Origin of the sequence: Aliagarivorans marinus DSM 23064 (assembly GCF_000429485.1) — a bacterium.
In the GTDB taxonomy this organism is placed as follows: domain Bacteria; phylum Pseudomonadota; class Gammaproteobacteria; order Enterobacterales; family Celerinatantimonadaceae; genus Aliagarivorans; species Aliagarivorans marinus.
In genome coordinates this window covers 23523-41863 of the sequence record NZ_AUBY01000031.1, presented here as the reverse complement: position 1 = coordinate 41863, position 18341 = coordinate 23523, and the positions used below count along the sequence as shown (strand labels likewise).

Annotated in this window: 23 protein-coding genes; 9 read left to right on the top strand and 14 right to left on the bottom strand. The window is 55.4% G+C overall.

Going from position 1 to position 18341, the window contains the following annotated elements; all coding sequences use genetic code 11:
• The 4 genes from tnpA to G461_RS0113280 form a co-directional block, all read right to left on the bottom strand.
• A partial coding sequence (gene tnpA, locus G461_RS25925; protein WP_157360220.1) for an IS200/IS605 family transposase occupies positions 1-207 on the bottom strand: 207 nt, incomplete at its 3' end.
• Positions 208-373: 166 nt separating this feature from the next.
• On the bottom strand, positions 374-1357 hold the full coding sequence (gene acuI / locus G461_RS0113290; protein WP_026972201.1) for an acrylyl-CoA reductase (NADPH): 984 nt from the start codon (positions 1355-1357) through the stop codon (positions 374-376).
• A gap of 115 nt (positions 1358-1472) precedes the next feature.
• The gene (locus G461_RS0113285; RefSeq protein ID WP_026972200.1) at positions 1473-2414 is read right to left on the bottom strand and encodes a LysR family transcriptional regulator; all 942 of its coding nucleotides are present in this window, start codon (positions 2412-2414) and stop codon (positions 1473-1475) included.
• Between the two features lie 87 nt (positions 2415-2501).
• The gene (locus G461_RS0113280) at positions 2502-3575 is read right to left on the bottom strand and encodes a TRAP transporter substrate-binding protein (RefSeq protein ID WP_026972199.1); all 1074 of its coding nucleotides are present in this window, start codon (positions 3573-3575) and stop codon (positions 2502-2504) included.
• Positions 3576-3848: 273 nt separating this feature from the next.
• On the opposite strand from G461_RS0113280, the gene G461_RS0113275 reads away from it, so the two are divergent.
• The 8 genes from G461_RS0113275 (at position 3849) to leuA (ending at position 11950) form a co-directional block, all read left to right on the top strand.
• The gene (locus G461_RS0113275) at positions 3849-5810 is read left to right on the top strand and encodes an FAD-dependent oxidoreductase (RefSeq protein ID WP_157360316.1); all 1962 of its coding nucleotides are present in this window, start codon (positions 3849-3851) and stop codon (positions 5808-5810) included.
• Between the two features lie 10 nt (positions 5811-5820).
• On the top strand, positions 5821-7164 hold the full coding sequence (locus G461_RS0113270) for a cytochrome c3 family protein (RefSeq protein ID WP_026972197.1): 1344 nt from the start codon (positions 5821-5823) through the stop codon (positions 7162-7164).
• Positions 7164-7745: a Tll0287-like domain-containing protein gene (locus tag G461_RS0113265; protein WP_035480296.1), complete on the top strand. Its 582-nt coding sequence runs from the start codon at positions 7164-7166 to the stop codon at positions 7743-7745. Before G461_RS0113270 ends, G461_RS0113265 begins: the two co-directional genes overlap by 1 nt.
• Before the next feature lie 4 nt (positions 7746-7749).
• Entirely contained in the window at positions 7750-8052 is a 303-nt protein-coding gene (locus G461_RS24240; RefSeq protein ID WP_035480293.1) for a c-type cytochrome, read from the top strand.
• A 29-nt stretch (positions 8053-8081) separates the two neighbouring features.
• Positions 8082-8438: a group I truncated hemoglobin gene (locus tag G461_RS0113255; protein WP_026972195.1), complete on the top strand. Its 357-nt coding sequence runs from the start codon at positions 8082-8084 to the stop codon at positions 8436-8438.
• Positions 8439-8465: 27 nt separating this feature from the next.
• A complete protein-coding gene (locus G461_RS0113250) occupies positions 8466-9404 on the top strand; it encodes a 2Fe-2S iron-sulfur cluster-binding protein (protein ID WP_026972194.1) in 939 nt (312 codons plus the stop codon).
• 139 nt (positions 9405-9543) lie between these two features.
• Positions 9544-10080, top strand: a complete 537-nt coding sequence (locus G461_RS0113245) for a YfaZ family outer membrane protein (RefSeq protein WP_026959605.1) — start codon at positions 9544-9546, stop codon at positions 10078-10080.
• Between the two features lie 202 nt (positions 10081-10282).
• Positions 10283-11950 (top strand): 2-isopropylmalate synthase, encoded by a 1668-nt coding sequence (gene leuA / locus G461_RS0113240; protein ID WP_026972193.1) that lies wholly within the window; start codon positions 10283-10285, stop codon positions 11948-11950.
• A 23-nt stretch (positions 11951-11973) separates the two neighbouring features.
• On the opposite strand, the gene G461_RS0113235 is transcribed toward leuA, so the two are convergent.
• The 4 genes from G461_RS0113235 to G461_RS0113220 form a co-directional block, all read right to left on the bottom strand.
• Positions 11974-12342, bottom strand: a complete 369-nt coding sequence (locus tag G461_RS0113235) for a sirohydrochlorin chelatase (protein ID WP_026972192.1) — start codon at positions 12340-12342, stop codon at positions 11974-11976.
• Positions 12335-13000 carry a Dph6-related ATP pyrophosphatase gene (locus G461_RS0113230; protein ID WP_026972191.1) on the bottom strand — a complete coding sequence of 222 codons (666 nt, stop codon included), beginning with the start codon at positions 12998-13000 and terminating at the stop codon, positions 12335-12337. Before G461_RS0113230 ends, G461_RS0113235 begins: the two co-directional genes overlap by 8 nt.
• Before the next feature lie 62 nt (positions 13001-13062).
• The gene (hupA, locus tag G461_RS0113225; RefSeq protein WP_026959602.1) at positions 13063-13335 is read right to left on the bottom strand and encodes a nucleoid-associated protein HU-alpha; all 273 of its coding nucleotides are present in this window, start codon (positions 13333-13335) and stop codon (positions 13063-13065) included.
• A 162-nt stretch (positions 13336-13497) separates the two neighbouring features.
• Positions 13498-14076: a DUF416 family protein gene (locus G461_RS0113220; protein ID WP_026972190.1), complete on the bottom strand. Its 579-nt coding sequence runs from the start codon at positions 14074-14076 to the stop codon at positions 13498-13500.
• A 101-nt stretch (positions 14077-14177) separates the two neighbouring features.
• Here G461_RS0113220 and G461_RS0113215 point away from each other — a divergent pair, with 101 nt between their 5' ends.
• Positions 14178-15113 (top strand): D-2-hydroxyacid dehydrogenase, encoded by a 936-nt coding sequence (locus G461_RS0113215; protein ID WP_035480291.1) that lies wholly within the window; start codon positions 14178-14180, stop codon positions 15111-15113.
• On the opposite strand, the gene G461_RS0113210 is transcribed toward G461_RS0113215, so the two are convergent.
• The 6 genes from G461_RS0113210 to hemE all read right to left on the bottom strand — a co-directional run bounded on the left by G461_RS0113210 (position 15114) and on the right by hemE (position 18200).
• Positions 15114-15350, bottom strand: coding sequence for a TIGR02922 family protein (locus G461_RS0113210; protein WP_026959599.1), 237 nt, complete (start codon positions 15348-15350; stop codon positions 15114-15116). It abuts the gene before it with no gap.
• Between the two features lie 178 nt (positions 15351-15528).
• Positions 15529-15696, bottom strand: coding sequence for a PLDc N-terminal domain-containing protein (locus G461_RS25920; protein ID WP_084405077.1), 168 nt, complete (start codon positions 15694-15696; stop codon positions 15529-15531).
• 28 nt (positions 15697-15724) lie between these two features.
• Complete coding sequence (locus G461_RS0113200; RefSeq protein WP_157360315.1) at positions 15725-16075, bottom strand: hypothetical protein; 351 nt, start codon at positions 16073-16075, stop codon at positions 15725-15727.
• A 2-nt stretch (positions 16076-16077) separates the two neighbouring features.
• Positions 16078-16866 carry a sulfite exporter TauE/SafE family protein gene (locus G461_RS0113195; protein ID WP_026972187.1) on the bottom strand — a complete coding sequence of 263 codons (789 nt, stop codon included), beginning with the start codon at positions 16864-16866 and terminating at the stop codon, positions 16078-16080.
• Between the two features lie 5 nt (positions 16867-16871).
• Positions 16872-17012, bottom strand: coding sequence for a hypothetical protein (locus G461_RS26125; protein ID WP_157360314.1), 141 nt, complete (start codon positions 17010-17012; stop codon positions 16872-16874).
• A gap of 123 nt (positions 17013-17135) precedes the next feature.
• Complete coding sequence (gene hemE, locus G461_RS0113185) at positions 17136-18200, bottom strand: uroporphyrinogen decarboxylase (protein WP_026972186.1); 1065 nt, start codon at positions 18198-18200, stop codon at positions 17136-17138.
• Positions 18201-18341 lie beyond the last annotated feature (141 nt).

Here is an 18341-nt window from a genome sequence, read left to right as displayed (position 1 = left end):
CGGAACCTTTACAATCAAGTGTACGTGGTCACTTTGGACGCTGAGCTCGACGACCTCACATCCCAACTGAGCACAGTAAACTTGAATACACCGATAGACTTCTTTCCCTACATTATTTCTCAATATCCTAAATCGGTACTTGGGCGTCCAAACTATGTGATATTGACACCGCCAAAATACGTGTGATGCTTGCTTGTATCTGCTCATGTTATTTGTCCTTTTGACTTCGCTAAAAATCAAAGGCGCATTTAGCATGAGCGGGTCTTCAGGCAAAGCCTCACCGGATGATAACCACCTACTGAAGTAGGTGGTTTAGGGCCGAAAACAAAAAACGCTTGGCATGCCAAGCGTTTTTTAGATCCAAAGCGAGCTGCTAAGGCTTAATAATCACCCGGCCGGTTACCTGACCTTGGGTAATCGCTTCGGCCTGCTCAGCCACCTCGTCCAGGCTCACCTCTTTACATGCGCTCTGGTAGTAGCTCTCGGGTAGCAGTGCTTGTAGCTGCTTCCACGCTTCGATGCGACGCTCGCGTGGGCAAGAGACCGAGTCCACCCCTTGTAGGCGTACGTTACGCAAGATAAACGGCATTACTGTAGAAGGCAGTTTGAAGCTGGCCGCCAGGCCACAGGCCGCGACGGTGCCGCCATAGTTGGTTTGTGCCAGAATGTTCGCCAGGATATCGCCACCAACGGTATCGACTGCGCCCGCCCAACGCTGCTTGTCCAATGGTCGACCCGGCTCGCTCAGGGTTGCACGGTCCACCACCTCTGACGCGCCCAGCTCTTTTAACAGCTCGGCATTTTGCTCCACTCGACCGGTCAATGCCGCTACTTGGTAGCCCAACTTGGCCAGCAGGGTGACCGCCACCGAGCCCACTCCACCGCTGGCGCCAGTTACCAATACCGTGCCGCTCTCTGGAGTAACGTCGCCTTCTTGCAAGGCCAGTACACACAACATGGCGGTCAGGCCAGCAGTGCCCACCATCATCGACTGGGCTTCGCTCATGCCGTCGGTCAGCGGTACCAGCCAGTCACCTTTTACTTGGGCTTTCTCGGCCATGCCACCCCAGTGGCCTTCGCCCACACCCCAACCGGTCAATACCACTTTGTCACCCACCTGATAGCGTGGATCCTCCGATTGCTCAACACTGCCAACAAAATCGATCCCCGGTACCATTGGCCAAGAGCGCACGATCTTGCCCTTGCCGGTGATCGCGAGGCCGTCTTTAAAGTTCAGCGATGAGTAATCCACGGTAACCCGCACATCTCCTTCCGGTAGCTGGGCTTCGTCTACTTGCTGAATCGATACCTTTGGTGCATGGCTATCAGACTGTTCTAGTACCAGAGCTTTAAACATGTTTTCCTCACTTGTTGTCACACAGTGTTAGCGTGTTTTGTTGGGGCAAATCCTAGTCGCCCAGCGCGAATGATTCAAATGAATAGTTATCAACAACAACATGCGCCAAACGCATTTAAGCCAATCCCATCACCCGGATCCGCTCATCAATTAACTTACCGCATTCCTGAACCAAGAGATCTCTTAGCCAGCTTTGCTCCGGGCTATGCTCCACCCGCGGATGCCACAGCAGCGAATAGTCGAAGGGCTGAAACTCGAACGGTAGCGAGTGCACCTTCAACTGATAGCGCTCCGCCACCAAGTACGCCAGATCGGCAGGCACGGTAATAATCAACGGCAACTGCTCCAGTAGCGCTAACGCCGCCTCCAGGTGATAGGCTCGGATCACCACCCGCCGCTCAGGATGAGCGCTTAAGGCCTCATCAAGCAGCGCTTTGACCCCATCACTGATAGCGATTAAGGCATGCGGATAGCTCAGGTAGTCCTGCAGGCTCATCGTGCTGTTGGCCAAGGGATGGCTCGGCGAGACCAAGCAAAACACACTCACCAGGCCAAGCTTGGCAGACTGCAACCCAGAATAGACTTGCGTGGGCCGACAGATCGCCATATCCGCTCCACCAGGCCCCAACTGAGCCGGCAGCGCCTCGTGTTGAACCGGGGTAAACTCCAGCGCGATATTAGGCGCCTCGCGGTACACCCTCGGCAAGGCAAACGGCAAGATGGTTTGGGTGGCGTAGTCGGTGGCAGCAATACTAAAGCGGCGATGGCAGGTCTGCGGCTGAAAGCTTTGCTCGCTGAGTAGCTCTCCCAGACCCGACAACGGCCCTTGCAGCTGTTGCACCAGCTGCAGCGCACGCTCGGTGGGCACCAACTGATGCCCCTGGCGAATAAACAACGGGTCGTCCAACAGTTGGCGCAAGCGCCCAAGCAAACGACTGGTGGCCGACTGACTTAACTTTAGCCGCAGCGCCGCTCGGTTGACCGAGCGCTCCTCCAGTAATATCACCAAGGCGACCAACAGGTTGAGGTCGTGCCGATACAGCGACTCGAGATCCATATCACTCCAGATTTAAGACTGACAAAACAGGCTTACCTTACACCGCTTTGGTGCTGTTTTCGCACACTCAATGTTAATTGAGACTAACTACAGATCCTTGGTGGTCTCCAGATAGCCATAGTCAGAGATCAGGGTATAGGCGCGCGCCTTCTCCAGATACTGCTGCTGCGACTCGATGATCCGCTTCGCTAAGGGGTCATTCGCCGCGTGCTCGGCCAGTAAGGCATCGTTGGCCTGCTTAAGCGCCACCAGCACCTCGGGTGGGAAACTGCGAACCTGAATGTCTGGGAACTGTTCGCGCATCTGACTCCAATTCTCAGTAGACATGGCCGTGGCTTGCACGTACATGTCAAAGGCGGTCACCCGCATGGCGGTAATCAAGATCGCCTGCAGATCATCAGGCAGGGTGTCGAACTTAGCGCGATTGACCAAGAACATATTCTCCGAGCCGGGCTCGTGCCAGCCGGTGTAGTAAAACTTGGCAATCTTATGGAAGCCCATGCGCAGGTCCATGGAAGGCCCCACCCACTCTAAGGCATCGATGGTGTTGCGCTCCAAGGCCATATACAGCTCGGCAGGCGGAATGTTCACCGGCGTCGCGCCAACCTCAGCTAACAACTCACCGGCAAAACCGGGGATACGCATCTTCAGGTTCTGTAAGTCCTCGACGCTGGTGATCTCTTCGCGGAACCAGCCGCCCATCTGCACCCCAGTATTGCCGCCGGGGAAAGTCAGAAGGCCGTGGGGGGCGTACACTTCCTGCATCAGCTCCTGGCCACCGCCATAGTAGTACCAGGCGTGCTGCTCCATCGCCGTCATGCCAAAGGGCATGGTGGTGAAGTACAGGGTGTTAGGCACCTTGCCCTTGTAGTAGTAGCTGGCGCTGTGCCCGAGATCGTACTGGCCACTTTTGACCAGATCGAAGATCCCCAGTGGCGCCTTATGTTTGTTGGCCGAATCCACCTTTATCTGCAGCCGGCCACCCGACATCTGTTCGGCCATCTGAGCAAAGCGCTGCACGCTATCATCGAGTAACGGCAGTTTGCTGGGCCAGGTTTCGGCAAGGCGAAGCTGATAGGTTTTGGCGCTGAGGCCGAAGCTGCAGATAAGGCAAAACAGGCTTGCAAGCAGGGTCTGCTTGCGCAGGGAACGTAGGATCATAAACCTTCCTTGGTAGGGTACATTTTTAACATCTTGTTTTTGTGACTTATTCAGCCTAGCAAAAACATTGGTCTCCCCCCAATGAGGCTTTAGCAGCATTTACTGCACCAAAGTAATCCTTGGTTTTTATAGGGTTATATTCGTTGTGGGTATTTACGATCGACGCTCAAGCCAGCAATCACAAGCATTTGAGATTTTTATCACATTTTTGGCACTGCATTTGCCTGAGCGCAGTTAACCATACGCACTGCGTTAGCTGCTCAAGGAAGAACAGTGATAACCCAAGCAAGGATGGAGCAGGCCCCGAAGATCGTGATCATCGGAGCTGGCCCGGCGGGCTTTCGTGCCGCCGAAGAGATACTAAAGCGCCAACCCGATGCCACACTCAGTTTGATTGGCAATGAGAGCAGTTATAACCGGGTACAACTCTCGGCATTATTGGCCCACGAGGTCGGCGTCGAACAGATCTTCTATCAACCTCTGGGTGGCGAGCGGCACCCCAACTTTCAGCATATCCAAGCCCACATCGTCGAGATTGACCGCAGCCTCAAACGGCTCACCGATCAGCAAGGCCAACACTATCACTATGACAAGCTCATTCTGGCCACTGGCGCCAAGCCGCATGTCCCGCAAATCAACGGCACCGATCTCGACGGGGTGCTGGTGTTTCGCAGCCTACGTGATACCGAGCGGCTACAAGCGCGCTTAGCCCGGGCTAGGCACATTGCGGTAGTCGGCGGCGGCTTACTCGGCCTGGAAGCTGCGCGCGCACTTCGGCGCAACAACACCCAAGTCACCATCATCCAGCAAGGGCCATGGCTGATGAATCGCCAGCTCGATCATAAAGCAGCCGCGCGCCTGAGAGCCAGTGTGGAGGCTTTGGGGATCACGGTTATCGAAAATGCTGGGGTGCGCGAGATCAGTGGCCTCGGCCGGGTTGAGCAGGTACACCTGCACCGCCAGCAGCACCTCGAGGTGGATACCGTGGTGCTGTGCAGCGGCATCCGTATCAACCATCAGCTGGCCAAGCAGGCCCTGCTGAAGGTGGCTAAAGGGATCTTGGTGGATCGCCAGCTGACCACCAGCGATCCGGATATCTTTGCCATCGGCGAGTGCTGTGAGTTTGAAGGCCAATGCTTTGGCTTGGTGGAGCCGGGCTTAGAGCAAGCTGCCATCGTGGCCGACACGCTGGCAGGAGGCTCAGCCGAGTACCGAGGCTCTCTCAATGTCAGCCGCCTAAAGGTGGTGGGCGAGCAGGTCTGCAGTATCGGGGATATCCATAGCGCTGCGGCATCGACGCTGGCCAAGGTGCTGACCTTTGAAGACAGCAAGCACTATCGCAAGGTGGTGCTGCACAACGGGCGGATCACCGCCGCCATCGGCATCGGCGAGTGGCCGGAGTTCCGCCAGATCCGCGAAGCGATACTAGAGCAACGTCCGCTGCGTTGGTGGCAAGGGCTGCGCTTTGCCAATCACGGTCGTTTATGGCCAGAGCAACAAGACAGCCCGCAGCATTGGCCGGAGCAAGCGCTGATCTGTCAGTGCAACCGGGTATCGCGCGGCCAATTAAGTACTGCCATCAGCGCGGGCGCTTGCAGCATCGAGCAGCTGCAACAGCAAACACAAGCCGCCACCGTGTGCGGCAGCTGCAAGCCGCTGCTCACTCAGCTGCTTACCCCAGACAATCAAGCCGCCAGATTGGAAAAGGAGCAAGGCTCAAACACCTTGACGCTCGCCAGCCTGCTGGCTTGCTGTATCGCACTACTGATGCTGCTGGTGCCCGGACTGCAACCGCCAGAATCAGTGCAACAAAACTGGCGCTTGGACAAGATCTGGAACGATGGCTTCTACAAGCAAGTCAGCGGCTTCACCCTACTCGGGCTGACCTTGCTAGGGCTTGGCCTGTCGCTACGCAAGCGCTTCAAGTTCAAACTGCCCGGCGACTTTAACTACTGGCGACTCGCCCACGGCCTGATTGGGGTTGTCTGTGTCGCCATCTTGGTCGCCCATACCGGGCTGCATCTGGGCAGCAACCTGAATCGCTTTCTGGTACTGAACTTTTTGGCGGTATTGCTGCTGGGCTCGCTGACCGGATTAAGCGTTGCCCAATCCCACCAGCTACCGCTGCGCCAAGCAAAGGGCCTGCGCCAATGGTGGAGCTGGCTACATATCTTGATTAGCTGGCCACTGCCAATCCTGTTGGCGGTGCATGTGCTTAGCGTGTACTACTTCTGAGGAACCAAATGTGAAACGAACCCTTTGGTTGCTCTGGTCAGCCATATCGATTGCTATTGCCAGTTACTACGCCTGGAGCCTGGTCGGCCCCAAGCCAGAGGCCCGGCAGGCGTTTATTGTTGGGGCCGCGAGTCATGGTCACTACCAGATAGAACTCGCCTGTGAGAGCTGCCACAGCTCGGCCTTTGGTGGGCCGGAAGTGCTGCAAGATGCTTGTATGTCTTGCCACGGGGCCGAGCTCGAGGCCGCTCATGACTCGCACCCGAAATCGAAGTTTACTGACCCGCGCAATGCCGATCGCCTGGCGATTATCGATGCCCGCTACTGCAGCTCCTGCCACCTGGAGCACCAACAGGAGCAGACCTTGAGCATGGGCCTGACCTTACCGGCCGATTTCTGTTTTGAGTGCCACCAAGATATCGCCGAAGAGCGCCCCAGCCATCAGGATCTCGCCTTCGACAGCTGTGCCAGCGCCGGCTGCCATAACTACCACGATAACCGAGCCTTGTATCAAGACTTCCTGATTAAGCATGCTGGCGAGCCTGCGCTGCTCAGCAACCCCAGCCTGCCTATCACTAATCACGCCAGTTTGATGGCCGCCAACTTAGCAGCTTTTACACCGACCTTGAGCGATGCCCAGATGATGGAGCGCCACCCGGCGCATACTGCCGACTGGCTAGCCAGCGCCCATGCCAACGCCGAGGTTAGCTGCAGTGCCTGTCACCAGCCAGAGTCGGAAACCGCCTGGCAAGAGACACCCGAGATGCAGGTCTGCGCCAACTGCCACCAGCAAGAGCAGCAGGGCTTCTTCGCCGGCAAACACGGCATGCGCCTTAAGGCGGGCTTAAGCCCCATGACCCCCGCCCAATCCAGCTTAGACTTTCACGCCGAGGCGGCTGACAGCGAACTGAGCTGTGGCAGCTGCCATGAAGTACATCGCCAGGACCGCCAAGCGGCTGCCGTAGAGGCCTGCTTGGATTGCCACAATGACTCTCACAGCCAGCACTTTCTCGACTCGCCCCATGGCCAGCTATGGCTGCAAGCGCAGGCGGGCGATATCCCGGCCGAGCAAGCGGTCAGCTGCGCCAGCTGCCACCTACCGCGCATCGAGCAAAAGCGTAATGGGCAGATGATTGTCAGCGTTCAGCATAACCAAAACGATAATCTGCGACCCAACGAGAAGATGATCCGACCGGTCTGCAGCCAGTGCCATGGTGTCGGCTTTGCCATCGACGCCTTGGCAGACCCCCAGCTAATCCGCAACAACTTCAGCACACAGCCCAGCAAGCATGTGGTATCGATAGATTGGGCGCTTGGAGACTTTCCAAAACACACAACAAAGGATGATGAGTAATGGAGTACCAAACACAACGCCTGGGGCTAACAGCCCTCACTCTTGCCGGTTGCCTGAGTATCGTTGCCTGTGGCGATGAAGCGGTCGGTATCGAACCCAAGATCTACACCGACTCACTGTTTGCAGTGATGAAATCTGACCGCACCAACTACACCAAGTTGGTGGTCAAACGCCTTGGCCCAGCAGGTGCTGGGGTGATCAGCCCAGATGAGCACTGGAAGGATCTGGAAGATGGCACCCCACTGCCCGCTCAGATGTTCCGCGCGGGCGCCGAAGGGGTGGCAGAGCTGACCGATGATTTCACCTACTCATTGCAGTCACTATGGCCAGTGAACAGCCAGAACGCACCGCGCACCGAGATGGAGAAAGAAGGGCTACAGTTCATCTCAGACAACCCCGGTGAGAACTTCTATGGCACCGAGTCGCTGGGTGGGGTGGATTACTTCACGGCAGTCTACCCAGACGTGGCGGTGTCCGATGCTTGCTCGAACTGCCATAACGAACATCCCGACTCGCCCAAAACCGACTTTAAGGTGGGTGAGGTGATGGGCGGTGTGGTGATCCGAGTGCCACTGGGATAGGCCTATGAGACTTGTCAGCCTAAGCGTGCTGGCCGGCGCGCTCATCGCTTGCGGCGATGACGCGCTAGAACAGGCCGCCGTCGACTACCAACAGAACTGCAAAACCTGCCACGCCCAAGGGATCAATGGAGCCCCGATTGTCGGCAATAGTAAGATGTGGCAGAGCAGACAACAGCAAGGTCTTGAGACGCTAGCCAAACACGCCATCGAGGGTTACGGCTTGATGCCCGCCCGTGGCGGCAGCCAGCTCAATGACCAGCAGATCGAGCAAGTGATTCGCTATATGCTGAAGCAACTTCCCGACTGATAACGACTACTAAGTACAAGGAGCAGAGTATGACATCACTATTTGACCAACTAGGCGGCCAGGAAGCCGTCGATGCCGCCGTCGATATCTTCTATCGCAAGGTATTGATGGATGACCGGATCAGCCATTTCTTCGATACCGTGGATATGGACAACCAAGCGAAGAAGCAAAAGGCCTTCCTGACCATGGCCTTTGGTGGCCCCAATGGCTACACCGGCAAGGATATGCGTGAGGCCCATAAGCACATGAACCTCACCGAGGAGCACTATATCGCGGTGGTGGAGAATCTGGCTGCCACCCTCACCGAACTCGGTGTTAGCGAAGAGAAGATCGGTGAAGTGGCAGCCATCGCCGACACAGTGAAAGACGACGTGTTAAACCGTTAAGTAAACCGGCACCAGGAGGGATCCAGCATGGCTCACATCTACTACCAGCAACACGCCCACGAAAGCCAGCAAGATGAGAGCGTACTGGATACCCTGCTGCGCCACGGCCATGGCATCGACCATGGCTGTCGCAGTGGCCAATGCCAAAGCTGTCTGATGCAGGTGGTGGAAGGGGAGATCCCGGCCAAGGCCCAGCAAGGGCTTAGCCCGCAGCAAAAGCAGCGCGGTTATGTGCTCAGCTGCCAGTGCCCAAGCGACGCAGGGCTTCACGTAATGCCCGCTGAACAACGCAGTGCACACTACTCGGTAACCGTGCTGGGCAAGCAGCAGCTCTCGCAACAAGTACTGGGCTTAAGCCTCAGCCGCCCCTTCGATTATCAGGCTGGCCAGTTTATCAACCTGCACGCCAACGACTGCACCCGTAGCTATTCACTGGCCAGCAGCCCCGGCCAGCATCAGCATCTGGAGCTGCAGATCAAAACCCTTGCCGACGGCCAGCTCAGCCCTTATCTGTTGGAACAGTTGCAGGTGGGCGATCAAATCACCGTCACCGGCCCCTTTGGCGAATGCAGCTATAACCCGCAGGCCCCCGAGCAAGACTTGCTGCTGGTTGGCATTGGCACCGGCGCCTCGCCGCTTTATGGGATCTTGCGTGAAGCGTTGAGCCAACAACACCAAGGCCACATCGATATCGTGCTGGGGGCGCGCCAGCGGCAAGATATCTATCTGCATGACTATTTAAGCACTCTGAGCCAGCAGTATCCGCAGCTCAGCTATCACCCCTGCAGCCAACAAGATGGCGAGGATATCTACCGCTATGTCACGCAACAGCTCAGCGATCTGGCCTCTAAGGAGCTGTTTATCTGCGGCGCCGACAGCTTCGTGCAAAAGATGCGTAAGCAATGCTTCTTGGCGGGAGCTGCCATGAATCGCATCCACTGCGATCGCTTTACCGCCGCGAGATAAACCCGCAGCTTCACGAGATGAAACTGGGCAATTATTGCCCGATCCCCCACTGTTAGGTTATTATCCCCGAATCTAACGATTTAGCGGCTTGTTATGCTGCGATAAATCGATAACCCCATATAATTATTTAGAGGTACCCATGTTTAAACGCGCTCTGATGATCGCCGGCGCCGTTGCTCTGTCTGGCGCGGCGAATGCTTCACAACTTAGCCTTGAGTTGAACAACCGCTCGGTTGCTACCGGTCTGGTGGCTCAGCTTGGGCCAAACGCGCAGTTTTTCGCTGATTACACCTACAACGAACGTCACGGCAACCTAATCAATGCCGGGCTACGCGCGATCAAAACCGTCGATCAGCACAACTTTGGTGTGGGCATGAAGTACGTTGGTCTGGATGCCCGGCACGGCGACAACGCCAATGGCGCAGCCTTTGGTGTGAACTACTCAACCTTCATCGCACCGAAAGTAAGCGTTGCCACCAGCGCGCACTACGCGCCGTCAGTATTGCTAAGCAGCAGCATCGACAGCTACTACGATTGGGACGTAAAAGCCTCTTACGCGATGATGGACAACCTGGACCTGTACACCGGTTACAAGCTAAGCCGCTTCAACTACGAGCGCGCCGATCATCTTAAGTTCGACAACCGCGTTTACCTGGGTGCCCGCTTCCGCTTCTAAGCCGCAGCTAACACCCAAGAGCCAGGCCATCGCGCCTGGCTTTTTTGTAGCTAAGCAACAATTGCTCGAATAGTGGCGATAGCGAGAGAGTTATTGCACATATAATCGGCATATGCGCTATCTTTGCACACAATAGCCCCTTCTTGCTTCTTATAATTTCAATCATCACTACTAAACGACGTTGAAATATAGGGAACGCTCCATGTCACAGTTCAACCACGGCAAATATCGCCCTTTTCCTCAGGTGCAGATCGCTCAGCGGACTTGGCCGGAAAAGCAAATCGAGCAAGCACCGCGCTGGTGTAGCGTTGATCTTCGCGATGGCAACCAGGCACTGATCGAACCGATGTCTGTGGAGCAAAAACAACGACTGTTTAAGCTATTGGTTAAACTGGGCTTTAAAGAGATTGAAGTCGGTTTTCCAGCCGCTTCCAAGCCGGACTACGACTTTGTCCGCTGGTTGATTGAAGAGCAGCAGATCCCCGAAGATGTCACTATCCAGGTGCTGGTGCAGGCGCGCGAGGCCTTGATCGACAAAACCTTTGAGTCACTCAAAGGCTGCAAGCAGGCTATCGTCCACCTGTATAACTCCACCTCGCCGGTGCAGCGCAACAAGGTGTTCGGCTTAGACCAAGACGGAATCATCGACATCGCCCTGCAAGGCGCACGTTGGATCAAGCAGCACGCCGAGGCCAACCCCGACACCGATTGGCAGTTCCAGTACTCGCCCGAGAGCTTTACCGGCACCGAGTTGGAGTTCGCGGTTGCCATCTGTAATGCGGTAGTCGCAGAGTGGCAAGGCTTGTCGGCCCATCCGACCATTCTGAACCTGCCCGCGACCGTGGAGATGTCGACGCCCAACGTCTACGCCGATCAGATTGAATGGTTCTGCCAGCATATCGCTCAACGCGAGCACGTGGTTATCAGCCAGCATACCCATAACGACCGCGGCTGTGGCATTGCCGCCGCTGAATTAGGGCTGTTAGCCGGTGCCGACCGGGTTGAAGGTACCTTGCTGGGTAACGGCGAGCGTACCGGCAACATGGACATCGTCACCATGGCGATGAACCTGTACAGCCAGGGCATCGACCCGCAACTTGAATTAGCCAACGTGGATGAGATTGTTCAGGTGGTAGAAGATTGCACCCAGCTGAAGGTCCACCCTCGCCACCCTTACGTGGGCGAGCTGGTGTTCACCGCTTTCTCTGGCAGCCATCAGGACGCCATCAAGAAATGCCTCGACCAGCAAAGCAGCGATGCCCATTGGGATGTGGCCTACCTGCCCATCGACCCAACTGATCTGGGCCGAGACTACCAAGAGGTGATCCGCATCAACAGCCAGAGTGGTAAGGGTGGGGTTGCCTATATCTTAGAGCGCGACTACGGCATCAAGCTGCCGCGTTGGGCACTGATCGAGTTCAGCCAACAGGTGCAGGCCGATGCCGAAGACAGTGGCGAGGAGATCAACTCCGAGCGGATCTGGCAGCTGTTCCGCAAACACTACCTGCAAGCGGGTCACTACAGCTTGGAGCAGTTCGATGTGGTGCAGCGCGACGACCAGCACCAGCTTAAAGCGGTGATCAAAGAAGCCGGGCAGCAAACCCTGGTGCATGGCCAAGGCGAAGGGGCACTGGATGCCTTGCATCAAGGGCTACGTCAGCAGTTGGGCTGGGAGATTGAGATTACCGATTACTGCGAACATGCGCTAAGCCGCGGGGTAAAAGCGCTGGCAGTGTGTTACATCGAGGCGAGAATCGAAGGCAAGCGCTATCTGGGTGTGGCCATCGATACCGACATCCTCAGCGCCAGCCTGCGCGCCTGCATCAGTGCGGTGAACCAAGCTCAACACGTACTGGCGATATCGGCCTAGCTAGTTATTTGCGAGCGGGTTGGCTATAGCTGACCCACAATAAACCCCGCCAAACCCGGCATGCCACCCAAGTGGCTAACGCTGTGAACCTCAAGGTCTGGAAAACGTTGCTTAGCCTGCTCGGTTAAGCGCGGCAGATCGTTTACCACGTGAGTACCGGCCGCAAGAAAATGTGGATAGAACACCAACTCGCGACAGCCTTGGGCATACAGTTTCTCTATTGCGCTGGGTACCAGCGGCTCCGCCAGCTCCAGAAACGCAGCTTCAACAAGAGCCACATCACTGCTCTGCTGTTTTAGCTGCCGGGCCAGAGACTCTGCCAGCCCCAGCACCTCTTGATTTGACTGCGCTCTGCGGCTGCCATGAGCCACCACCAGTAAAGCCTTAGTCATTATCCACCACCCGGTAACGCTGCATATGAAATCGTCCTTGTGTATCAATATCGGCTAATTCGATCGCAATCGCCCGGTCAAAGTAAGGTGCATTCAGCACCAGAGAGTGAAACTCACCTTCCTCACCGCACAAGTCCACGCCTTCAGGCAGCGCCTCAAGCAAGGCCTTGCTGTAGTGGCGGCCGAGGAACTCATCCCCTAAGCGCTCACTGTCAACGCACATCAGCACGGTATCGACGCCACGCGCTAGCAAATCATTGGCCAGCGACTCACTGGACTCCCCTAACAAGGGAAACAAACACTGCCAACCGGCAGCTTCAACATAGGCTTGGCGGTACTCGGCGATGCCATTGCAGTAGATATCGCCAAAGGCGAGGCTATCGAACTCGATGCCGCTATTTGCCAGACCTTCCACCACCAAGCGTTGGTAGACCTTATTGGCAGGAAACACCTCGGGAAGAGCGATCGTAATCAGTGGCAAACCACAGCGTTTCGCCTGTAACTCAGCCACTTCAATCGGAGTACCCTGAAATGGCACATAACGATCAACATGAGTAGTGAATAGGCCAACAACGTGAATATCGTCGCGCTCTAGCAAGCGCAATAAGGTAAGGGTGGCGTCTTTTCCAGACGACCAACTAACAACAACCCGGCGCACGGGAATCCTTGTTTTTTTGGGAGAGGGTATTGAAAGGCCCTCATTACGAGGGCCTGGCGAGATTATTTTACAGCGTCTTTAAGCGCTTTACCGGCTACGAAAGCTGGTACGTTGGCAGCAGCGATTTGGATTTCTGCGCCAGTTTGTGGGTTACGGCCAGTGCGAGCTGCACGGTGGTTAACTTTAAAAGTACCGAAACCAATTAGCTGAACTTGATCGCCTTCTTTAAGTGCATCACTGATAGCAGTCAGAGTCGTTTCAAGGGCGGCTTTAGCTTGTGCTTTAGAAAGGTCAGCCTTCTCAGCAATAGCGTCAATCAGCTCAGTTTTGTTCATAAGTAATAAATCCTTTATGTCAGTATTAAATTAGCCGCATCCACTTTAAGAGAAAAAAAATAGCGGCGCAAAGTATTTTTTGGCCTTGAGCCCTTATTTGGCGCGGCTTTAACCAATTTATGGGCGAAAAGTCACAAATTGGCCGCATATCGTTAAGCCCGACTAATCAAGGCTGATACCAAGGTTGCTAACGCCTTGATTGAGAGCAAAATTCCGCAATTCCTTTAAGTTATCCAAATTATCAACTAGGTGCTCTAGATCATCCAGTAATTGACGCTGAAAAGCCTGCTCTTCCAGCACCAGTTCTTCGTCGAGCAATTTGCTCTCATCCTCCTCCTCGTGCAGCAGCGACAAAAAGCCCAAAACTGCCCCCATCGAGGTTTGGCTTGCCTGCTCCGCTTCCTCACCGGTGGCTTCCGATAAGCTGGCAAACAGACACTCGGCCACCACACAGCAATCCAACGCTGGATAAACCCCGTAGCTGTCGAACTGCTCAGGATCGGGGATCAGCTCCTGGAAGCGTTCTTGATGAACCGGGGCATTGAACTTGGTTTTCGGGTAGAGCAAGGCTTCCCAAAACAGACGCAGGTACTTATCAAAGCCTTCAGCGCCAGCAAACTCGGTAGATTCGCAGAACAATAGGTAGTTCGGGCTCATCCGCTGCAAGATAGCAACACAAAACAAACTCTGCTGCCGTTTGCTGAGTTGAGAGAGGCGTTCAAGGAACGTGTCGTCAAGCATAGTAACTCCAAGGGTGTATCGTGGGGGGCTCTCGACAGCATCAAGACTAGACCGTAATATCCTGTTCAACCAGCGGGCAGGGAGAAGAGGGAGAACCAAATATGTGCAAGGTGGCTATTGTAAGCGAGTTTGCCGCAGATTATCACCAGCATCTGGCGCCGCATTTCCCCACACTACAGTGGCAACTAGCTCAGTCACCCGAGCAACTCTCATTGGTGGGGCTGAACGCCGAGATTTTACTGGCCGCTCCGCAAGATGCTGCTCAACTGGTCGCCAAGATGCCCAAGCTGCGGTGGTGCCACTCCACCTTCGCCGGCGTCGATGCGCTATTGGCCCCTTTGCTCCCCCGCCACTACCAGCTGACCAACAGCCGTGGCAGTTTCGGCCCACTGATGAGTGAGTATGTGTTCTCCCATCTACTCGCCCATTTTCAACAGCACCATCACTACGCAGCGGCCCAGCGGCAAGCGAAGTGGCAACCAATAGGCGGGCGCAGCCTGCAAGGTCTAACGCTGTTTACCCTCGGCAGTGGCAGTATTGCCCAGCATCTGGCGGGCACTGCGCGGCATTTTGGTATGCACAGCTTTGCACTGAGCGCCAGTGGCAGCGCGCGCCCTCACTTTGAACAGGTGTTTCGTTTTGACGACCAGCTCGAACAGCTGGCCAAGGCCGACATCGTAGTCGCGGTGCTGCCTCACACCCAACAAACTGACAAGTTGATCGACCAGCACGTGTTTGATGCGCTATCCCAGCATGCTTGGTTTTTTAACGTCGGGCGCGGCGCAACGGTTGATCAGCAAGCCATGCTGCGCTTTGCTCAAGCTAACCCGCAAGCGCGGCTAACTTTGGATGTGTTTGAGCAAGAACCGTTAGCGGAAGATTCCCCGCTATGGGCGCAGGCAAACATCACCATTACCCCGCATATTGCTGCCCCTAGCCGGGTAGCCGATATCGCAGGGCTTTTTCAGCGCAATCTTCAACATTACTTAACAAATGAAGCATTGGAGCATGTGGTGGAGTTTGACCGGGGGTATTGATCAGGTGGGGTCTTGATAAGAAACTTGGTCATCTAAGTCAAAGGCATTGAACGCCCGATCGCCTAGCGAGTTGAGCACCCGCACTTCGCCTTCCAATATGGCGATGATGATCTTGCCGAGCTTTTCACCAACCGGAATGATAACCCGTCCCTGTTCGCTCATTTTCAAGCCCGACAGTACCTGCTGTTGCAGCAGTAATGGGTTTTGCTCATCGTAATACAGCATGGTTACTTTCATTTCACATCCTTGTGTTCGGTCGGCCTAACTCAGCCACAGTGGACTGCCAACAGGGCCGCCTATCGGCCCGGCTCAGTTCAGCCTTCCAGTAAACTTAGCATAATGTTTGGTTGATACCAGCTAATTTCACTGAGTTTCAGAGCTTGCTCCTGAAACCTTCTTATTGAGTTGTTAATAACTAAACTTTAGGCCCTTTGAATAGCCATAACAGCGCGCCTAGCAGCGGCAGCAAACAGATCAAGAACACCCACAGATACTTGCGGCCAATCTCGGCGCTGCTGCGCAGGGTTTTGTAGATCGCGATAAAGTTCACGGTAAGAATCAGCATTCCTAACCAAAGAGACATGCAACTTCCTTAATAATTTTTTGTAGTGTTATTCCAGATCGATGGCGCGTTTGAGTGTGCGTAGCTGGCGCTCTCTTGCCTCCAGCTCAGGCGCATCCCGCAGTTGCTGGTATTGGGCAATCATCAGTAACTCGTGATCCAGCCAGGCCCTGACAAACACCCCATAGCGGGTGTCCAGACCATACTCAATCAGTTCGCTGTAGTCGTAGTCAGGCTGCTCACTGTACAAGGCTTGCTTAGCCGCCACCAGCGACTCGCCCAAGCCTGCCACTTCAGGGTAGCCAATTCGCAGCTCGGCATCCGGCTGGGTATTTTGGCAAGCCAGCAAGGTGAAGGTCAATAAGCTACAGACTAACACTCGCTGTCGTATTACTCGCATTGCTATCCTCGCAGCATGTTCAAAAACATTACCAGCAAGAATATCGAAAAGCCGATGCGAAGGCGACGTGGCGGGATACGATTCGCTAGGTTCGCCCCAAACCCGGTAAACCACCAGCTCGCCAAGACGATGCCAGCGAGTGCCGGTAGATAAACGTAACCCAGGCTGCCAGCGGGGAGCTGCGGGTTATCCCAACCATGCGCCACATAGGTGAGCGCGCCAATCAGCCCAATCGGTACACCACAGCCCGATGAAATGGCCACAGCCCGTTGTGGGGTGCGCCCCATAATGGTCATCAGCGGCACGGTAAGGGTGCCACCACCGACCCCAAACAGCGCCGACATAAAGCCAATACCGCTGCCAGCCGCAGTCAGAGCAAGCTTGCCCGGTTGCCAGTTGCCACTACCGGGCTTCCAACCACTGGCCATGTACACGGCAATCACCAGGATAAAGCCACTGAAGACGCGTCGTAGTAGCTCGCTGTCCATCGCGGCAGCCACCGAGCCGCCCAGTATGGTACCGAGCAAGATACCCACTAATAGCTGCAGTACCGTGCCGATATCCAGATTACCAAGCTGCCAATGGCGCCAACTGGCGCTGGCGGAGTTAAATACGATCGCCGATAAAGAGGTGCCTAAGGCTAGGTGCATGTGCACGCTCGGCTCAACGCCGAGTACCTCAAAGCTGGCCAGGAACACCGGGATCAGCACCAAACCGCCGCCCACACCAAATAGGCCAGAAAGAAACCCGGAGATGGCACCGGCCAACAAGTAGATAGCAATGACTAGCATAAGAACTAGGAGCTCGACTGATAGGTACTAATGGACTGTCGAAGGAAGCCTCGGTCATCGGCCTCGCCGAATTCGCGGATCTTACTGGTTGCAATGGCTAAGACTAACAGCACTGCGATTACGCCCCATTGAAGGTGGCTGAACATGGTTTAAGTCTCCTCTGTTACGGCTACTGCCTAACACTTCATCCGTAAAGAGAAATACCGATAGGAAGCCAGATATAATTCTGACCCCCTAGTTTTATGCCATACCTTAAACCAAATCAACAACTATTTGTGATATTTTTTGCTCAAACTGTGCACGGACTCAATAAAGGCCCCAGCGTGCTCTGGGTTCACATCCGGGTGGATACCGTGGCCCAGATTAAACACATGACCGCTGCCCTCACCATATCTCGCCAACAAGGCGTCCACTTCCTGCTCGATCCGAGAGATCGGTGCATACAGCATGCTCGGGTCCATATTGCCCTGCAGCGCCACCTTATCGCCGACCCGGCGACGGGCATCATCTAGATTGGTGGTCCAATCCAGTCCCAGCGCATCACAGCCGGTCGCCGCGATATGCTCCAGCCATTGGCCACCGTTCTTGGTAAACAGCGTCACCGGCACCCGTCGTCCATCGGCCTCGCGGGTCAGGCCCGATACGATTTTCTGCATGTAGCGCAGCGAGAACTCGAGATAGTCGCGCTCGCTCAGCACACCGCCCCAGGTATCGAAGATCATCAACGATTGCGCCCCGGCGGCAACCTGCGCATTCAGGTAGCTGGTGACCGAGTCGGCCAGCTTGTCCAAAAGCTGATGCATCACCTGTGGCTGGGAAAAGGCCATCGCCTTGATCTTGGAAAATGACTTGGTCGTTCCGCCCTCGACCATATAGGTCGCCAGCGTCCACGGGCTACCAGAAAAGCCAATCAGCGGCACCTCGCCTTTTAACTCGCGACGAATGGTGCGCACCGCATCCATCACATAGCCCAGCTCGCCTTCGGGATCGGGGATCGGCAGCTGCTCAACCTGCTTGGCACTCTCGATGGGGCGCTCAAAGCGCGGACCTTCGCCAGCAGAAAAGTACAGCCCCAAGCCCATTGCATCAGGAATGGTCAGAATATCGGAGAACAGGATTGCAGCATCCAGCGGAAAACGGCGCAGTGGCTGTAGCGTCACCTCACAAGCCAGCTCGGGGTTGCGGCAAAGACTCATAAAGTCGCCCGCTTGCGAGCGCACCTCACGGTACTCTGGAAGGTAGCGCCCGGCTTGACGCATCATCCATACCGGGGTGTAGTCAACAGGCTGCTTAAGTAGCGCGCGAAGGTAGCTGTCGTTTTTCAGCTCAGTCATGAATTCCTTGATTCCTATTCCTCTTACCGCTCACTTGAGCAGTAAATCGTCTATCGTTACGACTAACTTAGAAGCCAGTCACAAATTTTGCCCCCAGAGAAAGCAAGTGTTTGCTGCCCCTTGGCGCATTTGATACAAATT

Bases quoted from the DNA above. Each gene is read 5' to 3' on its own strand.
- acuI (WP_026972201.1), bottom strand. From the start codon at position 1,357: ATGTTTAAAGCTCTGGTACTAGAACAGTCTGATAGCCATGCACCAAAG.
- G461_RS0113285 (WP_026972200.1), bottom strand. From the start codon at position 2,414: ATGGATCTCGAGTCGCTGTATCGGCACGACCTCAACCTGTTGGTCGCC.
- G461_RS0113280 (WP_026972199.1), bottom strand. From the start codon at position 3,575: ATGATCCTACGTTCCCTGCGCAAGCAGACCCTGCTTGCAAGCCTGTTT.
- G461_RS0113265 (WP_035480296.1), top strand. From the start codon at position 7,164: ATGGAGTACCAAACACAACGCCTGGGGCTAACAGCCCTCACTCTTGCC.
- G461_RS24240 (WP_035480293.1), top strand. From the start codon at position 7,750: ATGAGACTTGTCAGCCTAAGCGTGCTGGCCGGCGCGCTCATCGCTTGC.
- G461_RS0113255 (WP_026972195.1), top strand. From the start codon at position 8,082: ATGACATCACTATTTGACCAACTAGGCGGCCAGGAAGCCGTCGATGCC.
- G461_RS0113250 (WP_026972194.1), top strand. From the start codon at position 8,466: ATGGCTCACATCTACTACCAGCAACACGCCCACGAAAGCCAGCAAGAT.
- G461_RS0113245 (WP_026959605.1), top strand. From the start codon at position 9,544: ATGTTTAAACGCGCTCTGATGATCGCCGGCGCCGTTGCTCTGTCTGGC.
- leuA (WP_026972193.1), top strand. From the start codon at position 10,283: ATGTCACAGTTCAACCACGGCAAATATCGCCCTTTTCCTCAGGTGCAG.
- G461_RS0113235 (WP_026972192.1), bottom strand. From the start codon at position 12,342: ATGACTAAGGCTTTACTGGTGGTGGCTCATGGCAGCCGCAGAGCGCAG.
- hupA (WP_026959602.1), bottom strand. From the start codon at position 13,335: ATGAACAAAACTGAGCTGATTGACGCTATTGCTGAGAAGGCTGACCTT.
- G461_RS0113220 (WP_026972190.1), bottom strand. From the start codon at position 14,076: ATGCTTGACGACACGTTCCTTGAACGCCTCTCTCAACTCAGCAAACGG.
- G461_RS0113215 (WP_035480291.1), top strand. From the start codon at position 14,178: ATGTGCAAGGTGGCTATTGTAAGCGAGTTTGCCGCAGATTATCACCAG.
- G461_RS0113210 (WP_026959599.1), bottom strand. From the start codon at position 15,350: ATGAAAGTAACCATGCTGTATTACGATGAGCAAAACCCATTACTGCTG.
- G461_RS25920 (WP_084405077.1), bottom strand. From the start codon at position 15,696: ATGTCTCTTTGGTTAGGAATGCTGATTCTTACCGTGAACTTTATCGCG.
- G461_RS0113200 (WP_157360315.1), bottom strand. From the start codon at position 16,075: ATGCGAGTAATACGACAGCGAGTGTTAGTCTGTAGCTTATTGACCTTC.
- G461_RS0113195 (WP_026972187.1), bottom strand. From the start codon at position 16,866: ATGCTAGTCATTGCTATCTACTTGTTGGCCGGTGCCATCTCCGGGTTT.
- G461_RS26125 (WP_157360314.1), bottom strand. From the start codon at position 17,012: ATGTTCAGCCACCTTCAATGGGGCGTAATCGCAGTGCTGTTAGTCTTA.
- hemE (WP_026972186.1), bottom strand. From the start codon at position 18,200: ATGACTGAGCTGAAAAACGACAGCTACCTTCGCGCGCTACTTAAGCAG.